The sequence below is a fragment of the Burkholderia sp. MSMB1589WGS genome, assembly GCF_001636105.1.
In the GTDB taxonomy this organism is placed as follows: Bacteria; Pseudomonadota; Gammaproteobacteria; order Burkholderiales; family Burkholderiaceae; genus Burkholderia; species Burkholderia humptydooensis.
The window spans coordinates 1-12,906 of sequence record NZ_LNJT01000002.1 but is presented as its reverse complement, the minus strand read 5'-3'; the positions used below and the strand labels follow the sequence as shown (position 1 = coordinate 12,906).

Sequence of the window (12,906 nt, the reverse complement as noted above, 5' to 3'; positions counted from 1 at the left end):
GAGAAGCAGCCGCGCATCGGCTTGCTCTGCGTCGTCACGCAGCCGATCGCCATCCCGCTTTCGAGCAGCGCGAACGTGTGCTCCTGATCCTCGACGATCAGCTCGAACAGCACCCGCTCGCCGGCGAGCACCGAGGTCAGCGCCGGCAGGAACCACGAGCCGAGGCTGTCCGAGTTGAGCGCGATCGCGACCGCGATCGTCGAGCCGCGTTCGGCTTCGAGCTCGGCCCGCAGATCCGCCTGCAACAGCGCCATGCGGCGCAGATGCTGCAGCACGCGCTGGCCGGCGGACGTCGGCCGGCACGGCCGCGTGCGCAGCAAGAGCGGCGCGCCGAGGCTCGCTTCCAGCGCGCGCACGCGCTGCGTGACGGCCGACGCGGTCACGTGCAGCCGCGCCGCCGCTGTTCGAGCTGCCGGTATCGGCGACGGCGACGAGCCGCCGCCTGTTTCGGATCGATCGTCATCTGTCGCTCGCTTTGCGCCGGCTGAACCGGCATCCTAAATAAAATTTAGCGTAATCAATTTAAGCTAAATATTGTACCGACATCGGAATCCTCCCCGGACAATGCGCGCGTGCGCATCGTGCGCTGCAACATCCGCGCGGCGCGCACGCCGCATCTGCAAAGGAAGGATTTCGACATGACCGATCACACGCCGAACCCGTCGCGGCAAACCCCGCCGACGCCGCCTCGAGGGCCTGCACCGAAGCGCCGCCGCCGCTATTTCCGCACGCTCGCGGGCCTCGTGCTCGGCGCGGCGATCGCCGGCGCGCGGTCGGCGCGTGGACGCTGCATCGCATCTGGACGGAGCTGCCTTCCGTCGAGCCGCTCGCCGTCTACCGGCCGGCGCTGCCGCTGCGGATCTTCTCTCGCGACGGCGAATTGCTCGCCGAATACGGCGTCGAGCGCCGCGAGTTCGTGCCGCTCGAACGCATCCCGCCGCTCGTGCGGCACGCGCTGCTCGCGGCCGAGGACGCGCAGTTCTATGCGCACGGCGCGGTCGATATCGGCGGGCTCGCGCGCGCGACGGTCGCGAACGTCGTCACCGGCCAGCCGGGGCAGGGCGGCAGCACGATCACGATGCAGGTCGCGCGCAACTTCTTTCTGACGCGCGACAAGGTGCTGAGCCGCAAGCTCGCCGAGATCCTGATGTCGTACAAGCTCGAGCGCGCGTACAGCAAGGACAAGCTGCTCGAGCTGTACATGAACGAGATCTACCTCGGCGAGCGCGCGTACGGGTTCGCGGCCGCCGCGTCGGTCTACTTCGGCAAGCCGCTCGATGCGCTCACGCCCGGCGAGGCGGCCGTGCTCGCCGGCCTGCCGAAGGCGCCGTCCGCGTTCAATCCGGTCGTCAATCCGGCGCGCGCGACGACGCGCCGCGACTACGTGCTCGGCCGCATGCGCGCGCTCGGGTATCTCGACGAAGCCGCATACCGGCAGGCCGTCGACGCGCCGGTCGCGCTCGCGACCACGCCGCGCCCGGCATCCTTGCCGCGCCGTACGTCGCCGAGCGCGCGCGCCGGATGATGGTCGAGCGCTTCCACGACGACGCGTACACGCTCGGCCTTGACGTGACGACGACGATCGCGATGCGCGACCAGCGCGCAGCCGACGCGGCGCTCGCGCGCGGGCTCAAGCTTGGCGGCAGGTGCGACGCGAAGGACGCGAAGGACGCGCTCGAAGGCGCGCTCGTGTCGGTCGACGCGGCGACGGGCGACATCCTCGCGCTCTCGGGCGGCGCGGATTTCTCGCACAACGTGTTCGACCACGCGCTGCAGGCGTATCGGCAGCCGGGCTCGAGCTTCAAGCCGTTCGTCTATTCGGCCGCGCTGGAGAAAGGGATGTTTCCCGGCGTGCTGATCGACGACACGCAGCGCACGCTGTCGCGCGACGAGACGGGCGCGAACCCGTGGCGGCCGCGCAATTTCGGCAACCACTACGAAGGCTTCATTCCGGTGCGGCGCGGGCTGATGCGCTCGAAGAACCTCGTCGCGGTGAGCCTGATGCAGGTCGCGCAGCCGGATTTCGTCCAGCAGCACGCGGCGCGCTTCGGCTTCGAGCCGCTGCGCAATCCCGCGTCGCTGCCGCTCGCGCTCGGCGCGGGCTCGGCGACGCCGCTGCAGGTCGCGACCGCCTACGGCGTGTTCGCGAACGGCGGCGTGCGCATGGAGCCGCGCCTGATCGAATCGGTCCGGCAGCGGCAGGGCGGCGTGCTGTTCGACGCGCGGCCGCCGGCCGGCGTGCGCGCCATCTCGGAGCGCAACGCGTTCGTGATGGACAGCATGCTGCGCGACGTCGTCGCGCATGGCACCGCGCGCCGCGCGGTCGCGCTCAAGCGCGCCGACGCGGCCGGCAAGACCGGCACGTCGAACGGCTCGAAGGACGTGTGGTTCGCCGGCTATTCGTCCGGCGTCGTGTCGGTCGTCTGGATGGGCTACGACACGCCGCGCAGCCTCGGCCGCGCGACGGGCGCGTCGGCCGCGCTGCCCGTGTGGGTCGACTACATGAAGACCGCGATCGACGGCCGCGGCGCGATCGAGCGCACGCCGCCCGCGGACGTCGCGCTCGTCGACGGCGATTTCATCTACGCCGAATATGCGGGCGGCGGCAAGTGCTCGCCGTCGCTGCCGCCATTCGTGCGCAGCCCGTTCGCGTGCGACGCGGCGCGGCGGGAGCGGCGGACGGCGACGCGCCGGCCAGCGCGACCGATGCGGCGCGCGTGCCGACGCCGCCGCCGTCGACGCGGCCGAGCGCGCGCGCGTGCTCGAACTGTTCCGCACCGAAGACTGAGGGCAGGCGCACATGCATACGCTCTACCTGATCGCGATCGTCGCCGAAGCGATGTCGGGCGCGCTGATGGGCATGCGGCGCGGGATGGACCGGTTCGGCCTCGCGCTCGTCGGCGCGGTGACCGCGCTGGGCGGCGGCACCGTGCGCGACGTGCTGCTCGGCCGCTATCCGCTGACCTGGGTCGCGCACCCCGAATACCTGCTGCTGACGCTCGCGGCGGCGACGTTCGCGTCGATGACGGCGACGCACGTCGCGCGGCTGAAGTCGCTGTTCACGGCCGTCGACGCGCTCGGGCTCGCGGCGTTCTCGATCATCGGCTGCGACGTCGCGGCGACCGTGAACGGCAGCCCGGTCGTGATCGTGCTCGCCGGCGCGATCACCGGCGTCTGCGGCGGGATGCTGCGCGATCTGCTCTGCAACGAGATGCCGCTCGTGCTGCGCAGGGAGCTGTACGCGAGCGTCGCGCTGCTGACGGGCGGGCTGTATGTCGGCATGAAGGCGGTCGGCGCCGCGGAAGGCTTCGCGACCGTCGCCGCGCTGGCCGCGGGATTCGCGCTCCGGATGCTCGCCGTGCGGCGCGGCTGGCGGTTGAAGGCGTTTCACACGGCCGACGCCGGCTGACGCCGCCGCCGCGCGCGCTGTAGTCGCTCATTGGCCGCTCAGGCGGGCACGATGACGGGCGCGACGCCGTCGCCCGCATCGACGAGCCGCACGCGAAAGCCGTAGCAACGTTCGATCAGCGCGGGGCGCAGCACGTCGGCGGGCGCGCCGTCGGCGACGATCGCGCCGCCCGCGAGCATCGCGATGCGATCCGCATGGCGCGCGGCGAGATTCGGATCGTGGACGATCGTCAGCACGCCGAGGCACCAGTCGCGCGACAGGCGCCGAACCGTGTCGAGCAATTGATGCTGGTGCGCGAGGTCGAGCGCGGCGGTGGGTTCGTCTAGCAGCAGGTAGCGCGGCGCGTGTGCCGCGTCCGCCGACGGCCAGAGCTGCGCGAGCACGCGCGCGAACTGCACGCGGGCGAGCTCGCCGCCCGACAGCGTCGTCACGTCGCGCGTGTCGAGTGTCGATGCGCCGGCGAGCGCGAGCGCCTGCGACGCAATCTCGCCGTCCTCGCGCGCGAGTGCGCCCGCGGCGCGCGTGCGGGTAGCGGCCGAGCAGCACGATGTCGCGCGCGCCGAACGCGAACGCGGGCCGCGAGGCCTGCGGCAGCACCGCGCGCAGCCGCGCGAGGCGCGTCGCGTCGATCGCGTGAAGCGGCTCGCCGTTCAGCGCGACGTCGCCGCGCACCGTCGCGCCGCGCGCGCGGCCGCCGGCCGGCAGGTCGCCCGCGAGCGCGCCGAGCAGCGTGCTCTTGCCCGCGCCGTTGCGGCCGAGCAATGCGGTGACGCAGCCGGGCGCGATCCGGATCGACAGATCGTCGAGGACGACGCGGCCGTCGCGCGCGACGTGGAGGTGTTCGGCAGTCAGCATGGCGTTCGATCGGATGTCGGTTCGCGCGGCGGCGCGGCGGGTCGAGAAAGGCTGCGCGCGTTCCCGTTCGGAATTGGGGCGGCGAATGTCTTGACGCGGCAGGATGCTTGACGCGCGCGGGCGTTTGCCGCACGCGGACGATCTGGTTGCGTGCGCAACGTCATGCTCCCAACGCGCCGCGCCGCTTCCTCAGCAGCGCGAGAAAGAACGGCGCGCCGATCAGCGCGGTGAGGATGCCGAGCGGAATCTCGGCCGGCGCGGCGAGCGTTCGCGCGGCGAGATCGGCGGCCACCGCGAGCAGCGCGCCGAAAAGCGCCGCGCCCGGCATCACGATCCGCTGATCGGGGCCGGCCGCGAGCCGCACGCAATGCGGCGCGACGAGCCCGATGAAGCCGATCGCGCCGGTGCATGACACGAGCGCGCCGACGCACATCGCGGCTCCGACGAGCACGCGCCGCTTCACGCGCGACACCGGCACGCCGAGATGCATCGCTTCGCTTTCGCCGAGCTGCAGCGCGTTCAGCGCGTGCCGCTCGCGCGCGAGCAGCGCGCCGCCGGCGAGCGCGAACGGCGCGACGGCGGCGATCGTGCGCCATTGCGCGCCGCCGACGCTGCCGAGGCTCCAGAACGTCAGCGAGCGCAGTTGCACATCGTCGGCGATGTACGTGAGGAGCCCGATCGCCGCGCCGGCGAGCGCGTTGATCGCGATGCCGGCGAGCAGCAGCAGCGGCAGCGCGAGCCGGCCGCGCGCGACCGCGAGCCGGTAGACGAGCGCCGCGACCGCGAGCGCGCCGGCGAACGCGGCGACGGGCAGCAGGCCGAGCACGACCGGCGCCGCGACGAGCGGGCCGAGCACGATCAGCGCCGACGCGCCGAGCGCCGCGCCGCTCGATACGCCGATCAGGCCCGGATCGGCGAGCGGATTGCGAAAGAGCCCCTGCATTGCCGCGCCGGCCGCGCCGAAGCCGGCGCCGACGAGGAGCGCGAGCGCGACGCGCGGCACGCGGATGTCGACGAGCACCGCGCGCGCCTGGCGCAGCGCGGCGTCGCCCGCGAGCTGTGCGTCGGTCGCGGCGAGCGCGTCGAGCAGTTGCGCGGGCGAGAGCCGGTACGCGCCGAGGCAGAGCGCGGCGATCGACGCGGCGGCGAGCGTGGCGGCGAGCGCGGCGAGCGTCCATCGCGCGCGCCGCCGGCGCAGCGCGGCGATGGCCGACGAGGCGAGCGCCGGACGGCGCTCGGCGGGCGTCGGGTCGACCGAAGGGGAACGGGCGGCGAGGCTCATCGTGAGGAATCGAACGGGATGGGCGGCGAGACGGCCGACGCGCGTGCACGGCGGCCGCCGACAAGCGGCGCGAGCCGGGCGGCAAGCGTCGCGTCGCGGCGCGCGATGTCATGCGCGTTGGCGCTGGCCGAATGAGCGCGTGCAGCCAAGACAACTTCAGGAACCCGAACGATCGCCAATGTGCGATGTGCGGTGCGGCGTGCCGCGACGCGCTGGATGACACGCCGTCGAAGCCGCGCGTTCATGCGAGCACGCTGTTCAAGCGCCGCTGCAACGCGGCGACCGCCTGCGGCAGACGCGGCCCGAAGCCGAGCAGAAACAGCGCATCGAGCGACACGACGCGCCGCGCGCGCGCGGCCGGCGTCGCGTCGAAGCCGGGCGCGGCGAGCAGCGCATCGCGTCCGCCGGCCGCCCGCAGCCCTTCGTCCGAGATCAGCACGACGTCGGGCGCCGCCGCGACGAGCGCCTCGGCGGTCAGCGGCTTGTAGTGATCGAATCCCTGCATCGCGTTGTGCGCGCCCGCATAGCGGATCATCGCGTCGGCGGCCGTCTGTTGGCCGGCGGCGAGCGCCTGGTTGCCGGTGTGGTTCAGCACGAACAGCACGCGCGCGGGCGTGCGCTGCGGCGTGTGCGGCGGCGCGGCGTCCACCGCCGCGCGCGTCGCGAGCCAGTCGCGATCGAAGCGGGCGAGCAGCATGTCGCCCGTGGCCTGCAGCGACAGCGCATCGGCGACGCCGCGAATCTTGCGGCGCACCGATTCGACGTCGTGCGCCTCGTCGAACGTCGTGACGGCGACGCCCGCGCGCGTGAGCTGCGACAGCGCGGCCAACGGCCGGCTTCCGCGACGCGGTTCACCTGTCGAGTGGCACCAGGATTTTTCCTATTATCCGCATACGAACCCGAAACTGGTCGCGTGTCTCGTCTACCTCGACGACGCCGGCGAGGACAATGCATGCCTGCGCGTGTTGGCCGGCTCGCATCGCGCGTCGATCTACGATCATACGGAGCACGGCTATTTTCGCGGCAAGGTCGCCCTCGCGAATCTGCCGGCGGGGTGTACGGAGATGACGGCCTCCGGCGGCGCTGGCACGGTGGTCTTCCTGCATTGCAAGGCTTTGCATCGTTCCGATTCGAATCGCTCGGAACACTATCGCCGCTGCTTCATTCCCGCGTACCGCGCCGCCGACGCGCTGCCGATCTACTACGGGCCGCATGCCGCGCACAACGAGCCGGGAACCTATCTGCTGCGCGGGCAGCGCCGTCCGGTCGCGCTGAGCGAGGCCGGGGAATACCCGCTGCCGATCACGGAGAAGGCCTTCAACTCGCTCTATGCGCTTCAGCAAGGCGAGCACTTGCTCGCCGACGAACTGCACACTCGCTCGAGCGGATACGCGACGCACGTGCAGGCCGCAGCGCAAAAGTGACGAGGGCGCGATGAATCCGCATGTCCTGGTGATGAACCGCTGGCCGCAGTATCGGAACGATCGTCAGTGGGATCATGAACTCTGCCGCTACGACGACATCGTTGCGCCGCATTGCGATGTCAGCTATCTGTGCGACGATGAGGGCCGTCGCGGCGTGCCGGCTACGGCCGATCCCAGCCGCGTGCATGCCGTCGCCGATTTCGACGATATCGGCGCGTTGCTCGAGCGGGTGGCGAGCGTGATCGACATCCACGGGCCGATTACGCACGTGCTGGCGTTTTCGGAATATTTGCTCGATTCGGCGGCAGTCGTCAGGGCGCATTTCGGCATTCCGGGGCATTGGCCCGACGACGTCGACCGGTTTCGCGACAAGACCGAGATGAAGCGGTTGCTGCGGGCGGCGGGCATTCGCGTGCCGGCGTGGTTCGCATGTGACGGAGCGGACGACGTCGATGCGCGCGCGCTCGAACTGGGATTCCCGCTGATTCTGAAACCGGTGCGCGGCGCGTCGAGCAAAGGCGTGCTGAAAGTGGCGTCCGCTGATGCGTGGCGCCGCGTCGTCGAAACGAGCGATCTTCGCGGGTTCGAGATCGAGGAGTATATCGACGGCGACATTCTCCACGTGGACGGCGTGGTCGATGCCGCCGGGCAGAGCGTGTTCGCGTCGGTCAGCCGGTATGTCTCGTCTTGCCTCGATTTCGAATCCGGCGCGCCGCTCGGCTCGGTCGTGCAGACCGAATCTCCCGCGACGGCCGCGTGCCGCTCGTTTGCGGCCGCCTGTCTGCAGGCGCTCGGATTGCGCAGTTCGGCATTCCATCTCGAGTTGTTCGACCGCAACGGCGAACTCACCTTTCTCGAAATCGGTGCGCGCGTGCCGGGCGCCGACGTGCCGTACGTCCTGCATCGCGTTTTCGGCGTCAATCTGTTCCGGATGTGGGTCGACGTCGTGCTCGGTCGCCCGATACAGCCGCTGCGGCCGGCGGCCACGAGCGGCGGCTGGCTGACGATTCCGCGCCCGGGCCCGCTGCCGCGCAAGGTGATCGCGGCACCCTCCCTGATCGGACGCGTGCCGGGACTCTATCGCGAGCTGGTTCCCGCCGCGGGCGAGATGCTGGCCGACACCGGCGGCGGCTATACGCACCTGCAGGGCGGGCGTTTTCTCGTCGAAGGCGACAGCGAAGCGCAGGTGCTCGCTTCGATGAGCGCGATCAGGGCGCAATACGTGCTGGAAACTGTCCCCGCGTAAAGCGCTTTTCCGTTTGACCGTTCAATGGAGGCTCTGGATGCAAACCTTATCTCATGCCGAACTGCTCGCGAAGAAGTGCGTGGTTTTTGCCGAAGGTTGCTTCGGACTGTTCACGAGCAAGGTCGCGGCGTCGTATCTTCGCTACCGGCCCGACCGCTGCCTCGCCGTGATCGATAGCACCCAGGCCGGCAAGCGCGTGGAGGAGGTGATCGGCTACGGCGGCGACATCCCGATCGTGGCGGACATCGAGCGCGCGCTGGAATTCGATCCGGAGGTGCTGTTCATCGGCAAGGGGCTGCATTCCGCGCAATTGCCGCCGGGCTGGAAGGAGCCGATTCGCATCGCGATGCAGCGCGGCCTGCATGTGATCAACAGCATCCATTTCAGACTGCGTACCGATCCCGATCTCGCAAAAGCCGCGGACGAGGCCGGTATCGCGATCTGGGAGACGAAGGAGCCGGTTCCGCTCGAGCTCAACAAGGCGCGCGTGCTCGAGCTGAACTGTTTCGTTGCGCACACGTGCGGCAGCGATTCGAATATCGGGAAAAAGACCACGGCGCTCGAGATTACCCGCGAGGCGAACCGACGGGGTATTCGCACCGGATTCGCGGCGACGGGGCAGACCGGCATGCTGATCTCCGGCACCGGGATCGTCGTCGATTGCATTCCGAGCGATTTCGTCGCCGGCGCCGCGGAACGGGTGGTGCTCGACGCGGCCGTCGGGAACGACTGGGTCGTGCTCGAAGGGCAGGGATCGCTCAATCACATCGGCGCGAGCGGCATTGCGCTCGCGCTGCTGCATGGCGGTTTGCCGCATGCGTTGATCTTTTGCCACCGGCTCGGGCTCGAGCGCACGAAAGTCTGGAATACGAAGATTCGGCCGCTTCCGGAGCTGATCCGTCTGAACGAGGCGCTGACGGTTTTCGAACGGCCAGCGAAGGTCGTGGCGATCAGCGTCAACAGCGCGGGCCTGAGCGACGACGCGTACCGTAGCGAAGTGCGGCGGTTGCAAGAACAGACCGGCTTGCCCGTCGTCGATCCGTGCCGTGACGGAGCTGGCCTGCTCGTCGATGCGCTGCGCGCGTATCAGCAAATGCACGATGCGCGCCGGCCGGTTGGGGAGGCCGCGCAATGAAGGACGCGATCGTCTTGTTGATGCACCAGGGCAATTCGTTTACGCGCGAGCTGAATGCGCTGCTCGCCACGCGCGACATCGCGATCGTCGCGATCAGTTCGCTGCCGCCCGATCAGGATGTGTTCGATCGCAACAAGCCGCTGCTCGACGACTGGGTGCTCGCCGAGCGCGCCGAGCTTGCGCAGGCCGACATCGACGAGGCGGTCCGGACGTTCGAGCGGCGCGGATACCGGCTGCTGGCGGCCATCGCGACTTTCGAGGGCTATCGCTTGCTGATGGCCGATTTGAATCGCGCGCTCGGTACGCGCGATGCGCCGCGCGAGGCGCTGGAGCTCGGGCTCGACAAGTTTCGCTGCCGGGACTTTCTCCGCCGTGCCGGATTGAGCGCTGTCGAGTGCATTCCGCTTGACGCCGACGCCGACGCCGACGGCGACCCGGCGCGGCTCGATCTGGACCCGTCGCGCCGCTGGTTCGTCAAGCCGGTGCGCGGCGCCGCGTCGTTCGGATGCTTCATTCTGGATAGCGCGCGCGATCTCGACGATCTGCCGAGAATGCGCGCGCAGATGCTTGGCGACCGAAAGCTGTCGGCCATCTTCATGGGCAAGTACGGCTTCTTCGCGGAGGAATACGTCGAGGGCCGGAATTCAGCTTCGAGCTCGTCGCGTCCGGGCAGCCGCGCGTCGTTTGCATTCACGAGAAGGCGCGGGTCGAACGGCGGCGGCGAACGACGCTCGAAAGCATGTCGATTTCGCCGCCGATTTCATTGCCGCGCGACACCTTGCTGGAAGGCGCGCGATTCGTCTGCGAATGCCTGACGCGCATCGGTCTGACGGAGGGCGCGTATCACGTCGAGATGAAGTACTGGGAGGCGAAGCAGCGCTGGGAAATCATCGAGGTCAACCCGCGCATGGGCGGCAGTCTGATCAACGCCAGCACCGAGCGCGTGACCGGCGTGTCGATGCTCGAGATGTGGCTGCGGGCGCTGCTGTTGAAGGACGACGCCGAGCGCGCGGTGCTTCACGCGTTCATCGATCGCGTGTCGCAGCTCGCGCGCCTCGACGATCCCGCCGAGCAGCGGGCCACCGTATTCGTCAGCAAGTACGGTGAAAAAGGCCGCACGATCGAGTCGATCGGCTATGACCCGGCCGGATGCGCGCCCGACTTGATCGAGCTGCACGGCAAGCCGGGGCTCACCCTCGAGGATTCGGATCGAGCGATCTGCGTGATGGACGCGCTCTGGGCAGTCGACAGACAGACGCTCGCGCAATCGGTCGAACTGCTCGAGCGCGAATCAGATGCGCGTTTCCGGATCAGCTATCGCGAATAGCGGATGCCCGCCGGCTTGGCGCCGGAGGGTGCGTTTTTTCTCAATCCAGTCCAAATCCAGTCGAGAGCTCATGCTCATGATCGATCTATCTCATCCGGCGTTTCAGGTGCATCTCGGCGGAAAGCTGCAGGTGACGGGCAGAGTGGGCATCGAGACCCGCGAAGACCTCGCCCGTGTCTATACGCCCGGTTTCGCCCGAGTCGCCGCAGCGATTCATCGCGACCCGGAACTGATCCGGCGCTATACGATTCGCCAGAACACCGTCGCGATCGTGACTGACGGCACGGCCGTATCCGGCATCGGCGACGTCGGGCCGCAGGCCGCGCTTCCGGTGATGGAAGGCAAGTCGCTCGTGTTCCGCCGTTTCGCAGGCATCAACGCGGTGCCGATCTGCGTCGACACGCGTGACAGCGGCGAGATCGTCGATACCGTGGCCCGCATCGCGCCGGCTTTCGGCGCGGTGATGCTCGAGGATATCGCGGCGCCGCGCTGCTTCGAGATCGAGGCGCGGCTCGAGTCGATGCTCGGCATTCCGGTATTGCACGACGATCAGCACGCGACCGCGATTTCGGCGGGTGCCGCGCTCCTCAATGCGCTGAAGCGAATTGGCAAGCGGATCGATGAAATCAAGGTTGTGATGGTGGGGGCAGGAGCGGCCGGCACCGGCTGCGCGAAGCTGTTCAAGCAGCTCGGGGTGGCGCGGCTGATCGCGTGCGACCGCGCCGGCGCGATCCATCGCGAACGGGCCGATCTCAATATCGCGAAGGCGTGGTTTGCCGAGCATACGAACGACGCGTGCGAGACCGGCACGTTGCGCGACCTGCTGGCGGGGGACGTGTTTCTCGGCGTGTCGGGGCCGGGGTGGTGACGGCGGGTGATATCGGCTCGATGGCGCGCGCGATCCGATCGTCTTTGCGCTGGCGAATCCAGAGCCGGAAATTCTGCCGGCGGACCTGCGGACGACGTCGGCCATCGTCGCGACGGGCCGCAGCGACCTGCCGAACCAGATCGACGGCGGGCTGGCCTATCCGGGGCTCTTCCGCGGCGTGCTGGACAGCCACGCGCGGGCTTTCACAGACGCGATGAAACTGGCCGCCGTGCACGCGCTGGCAGGCCTCGTCGACGTGGATCAACTCGACGCCGGCTGCATCATTCCGGACATCTTCGACGAGCGGGTCATGCCCGCCGTCGCGGCAGCGGTAGCCGGTGCGGCATGACAGCGCTGCCTGGAACCGGCGCGGCCCGCGCGGACGGCATGGCGGCGGCTTGTCGCCATGCCGGGCGTTACGCTGCAAGATGCTCGGCAGCGCTTTTCAACACGACCTGCTTGAGCTGATCGAGCGCGGGCGACAGCTTCCGGTGGGCACCATGCAGGCAAAGGTCGACCGAAGGCAGTTCCGGGAGGCCGTCCTGCGTGCCGAGCCGCCGCAGCGCGGACGGAATGCCCGTGGCCGTGCGCAGCGTGATGCCGAGGCCCGCGGCGACGCCCGCCCACAGGCTGTTCAGGCTCGCGGTGGTGTAGGCAAGCCGCCACGAGACGTTCGCGTCGTCGAGCGCCTGCACGCCTATGCGGCGGAACAGGCAGGGCGGATTGTAGAGCGCGAGGTCCAGCGGGCCGTCGGGGTTCGAGAGGGGTTCGACGTTCGCCGGACCGATCCACGTCATCGGCAGCCGCGCGACGTGCTCGGCGTCGGGCGCGTCTGATGATCGAGGGCGAGGACCAGATCGAGCTCCCCTTTGTCGAGACGTTCGAGCAGCAGGCGATTGGGTTCGACCGCAACTTCGACGCGCACGGCGGGATGGGTTTTCTTGAATGCGCCGAGGACGGCGGCAGCCAGGTTTCCGCGAAATCGCCCGGCAGCCCGAAACGTACGCTGCCTTCGAGCACGGCGCCGCGCACCGAGCGTATGGCTTCGTCGTTGAGGTCGAGAATGCGTTTCGCATAGGAGAGGATCACGTCGCCCGCGTCGGTCAGCACGAGTCCGCGCCCTTGGCGGCGAAACAGCGGCAGGCCGACTTGCTCCTCGAGCTTGCGGATTTGCTGACTGATTGCGGATTGGGATCGGCCGACGCGCTCCGCCGCGCGATTCAGGCTGCCCAATTGATGAGCGGCCAGCAGCGTTCGCATCACATCCATATCGAGATTCGGTGGAGACATGATTCAGTTTTCCCGCAGCGTCGATGCAGAATTATCGCATTTCTTCCTGAACCGTTTGGCTATCATCGAG

At 69.2% G+C, this 12,906-nt stretch carries 11 protein-coding genes and 6 pseudogenes; 10 read left to right on the top strand and 7 right to left on the bottom strand.

Translation table 11 applies throughout. The annotated features are described in order from the left end of the window. A pseudogene (locus WT16_RS01475) lies at nucleotides 1–463 on the bottom strand (LysR family transcriptional regulator); the annotation flags it as partial. Further along, nucleotides 460–650 (bottom strand): annotated as a pseudogene (locus WT16_RS34700) (hypothetical protein). The pseudogenes WT16_RS01475 and WT16_RS34700, both read right to left, overlap by 4 nt. Here WT16_RS34700 and WT16_RS01470 point away from each other — a divergent pair. Both WT16_RS01470 and WT16_RS01465 read left to right on the top strand, forming a co-directional pair. Further along, nucleotides 639–2,788, top strand: a pseudogene (locus WT16_RS01470) (PBP1A family penicillin-binding protein). The pseudogenes WT16_RS34700 and WT16_RS01470 sit on opposite strands and share 12 nt — an antisense overlap. Nucleotides 2,789–2,800: 12 nt before the next feature. After that, nucleotides 2,801–3,409, top strand: coding sequence for a trimeric intracellular cation channel family protein (locus WT16_RS01465; protein ID WP_006029060.1), 609 nt, complete (start codon nucleotides 2,801–2,803; stop codon nucleotides 3,407–3,409). Nucleotides 3,410–3,447: 38 nt separating this feature from the next. Here WT16_RS01465 and WT16_RS01460 read toward each other — a convergent pair. The 4 genes and pseudogenes from WT16_RS01460 to WT16_RS01450 all read right to left on the bottom strand — a co-directional run. Beyond that, nucleotides 3,448–4,264, bottom strand: a pseudogene (locus WT16_RS01460) (heme ABC transporter ATP-binding protein). Between the two features lie 160 nt (nucleotides 4,265–4,424). Beyond that, complete coding sequence (locus WT16_RS01455) at nucleotides 4,425–5,546, bottom strand: iron ABC transporter permease (protein WP_063532565.1); 1,122 nt, start codon at nucleotides 5,544–5,546, stop codon at nucleotides 4,425–4,427. Beyond that, nucleotides 5,543–5,791 carry a hypothetical protein gene (locus WT16_RS29835; RefSeq protein WP_082874663.1) on the bottom strand — a complete coding sequence of 83 codons (249 nt, stop codon included), beginning with the start codon at nucleotides 5,789–5,791 and terminating at the stop codon, nucleotides 5,543–5,545. Before WT16_RS29835 ends, WT16_RS01455 begins: the two co-directional genes overlap by 4 nt. After that, nucleotides 5,788–6,372: pseudogene (locus WT16_RS01450) on the bottom strand (ABC transporter substrate-binding protein); the annotation flags it as partial. The gene WT16_RS29835 and the pseudogene WT16_RS01450, both read right to left, overlap by 4 nt. Here WT16_RS01450 and WT16_RS01445 point away from each other — a divergent pair. Genes WT16_RS01445 through WT16_RS35350 form a run of 7 tightly spaced genes read left to right on the top strand, consistent with a single transcriptional unit; the run spans nucleotide 6,332 to nucleotide 11,895 of the window. Then, nucleotides 6,332–6,970 carry a phytanoyl-CoA dioxygenase family protein gene (locus tag WT16_RS01445; protein ID WP_231892019.1) on the top strand — a complete coding sequence of 213 codons (639 nt, stop codon included), beginning with the start codon at nucleotides 6,332–6,334 and terminating at the stop codon, nucleotides 6,968–6,970. The pseudogene WT16_RS01450 and the gene WT16_RS01445 sit on opposite strands and share 41 nt — an antisense overlap. Nucleotides 6,971–6,980: 10 nt before the next feature. Continuing rightward, nucleotides 6,981–8,216 carry an ATP-grasp domain-containing protein gene (locus tag WT16_RS01440; RefSeq protein ID WP_063532564.1) on the top strand — a complete coding sequence of 412 codons (1,236 nt, stop codon included), beginning with the start codon at nucleotides 6,981–6,983 and terminating at the stop codon, nucleotides 8,214–8,216. 37 nt (nucleotides 8,217–8,253) lie between these two features. After that, complete coding sequence (locus WT16_RS01435) at nucleotides 8,254–9,351, top strand: DUF1611 domain-containing protein (RefSeq protein ID WP_015601017.1); 1,098 nt, start codon at nucleotides 8,254–8,256, stop codon at nucleotides 9,349–9,351. Then, nucleotides 9,348–10,166 carry a hypothetical protein gene (locus WT16_RS34695; RefSeq protein ID WP_231892018.1) on the top strand — a complete coding sequence of 273 codons (819 nt, stop codon included), beginning with the start codon at nucleotides 9,348–9,350 and terminating at the stop codon, nucleotides 10,164–10,166. The genes WT16_RS01435 and WT16_RS34695 overlap by 4 nt, the downstream gene beginning before the upstream one ends. Next, on the top strand, nucleotides 10,091–10,678 hold the full coding sequence (locus WT16_RS34690) for a hypothetical protein (RefSeq protein WP_231892017.1): 588 nt from the start codon (nucleotides 10,091–10,093) through the stop codon (nucleotides 10,676–10,678). The genes WT16_RS34695 and WT16_RS34690 overlap by 76 nt, the downstream gene beginning before the upstream one ends. Further along, the gene (locus WT16_RS01425; protein WP_269447537.1) at nucleotides 10,647–11,546 is read left to right on the top strand and encodes a malic enzyme-like NAD(P)-binding protein; all 900 of its coding nucleotides are present in this window, start codon (nucleotides 10,647–10,649) and stop codon (nucleotides 11,544–11,546) included. The genes WT16_RS34690 and WT16_RS01425 overlap by 32 nt, the downstream gene beginning before the upstream one ends. Before the next feature lie 37 nt (nucleotides 11,547–11,583). Further along, on the top strand, nucleotides 11,584–11,895 hold the full coding sequence (locus tag WT16_RS35350) for a malic enzyme-like NAD(P)-binding protein (protein WP_348982049.1): 312 nt from the start codon (nucleotides 11,584–11,586) through the stop codon (nucleotides 11,893–11,895). 67 nt (nucleotides 11,896–11,962) lie between these two features. Here the strand turns inward: WT16_RS35350 and WT16_RS35505 are convergent. Then, a pseudogene (locus WT16_RS35505) lies at nucleotides 11,963–12,779 on the bottom strand (LysR substrate-binding domain-containing protein). Between WT16_RS35505 and WT16_RS35500 the strand changes: the two are divergent. Continuing rightward, nucleotides 12,669–12,906: hypothetical protein (locus tag WT16_RS35500; RefSeq protein WP_348982050.1), on the top strand; the 238-nt coding region annotated here is incomplete at its 3' end. The pseudogene WT16_RS35505 and the gene WT16_RS35500 sit on opposite strands and share 111 nt — an antisense overlap.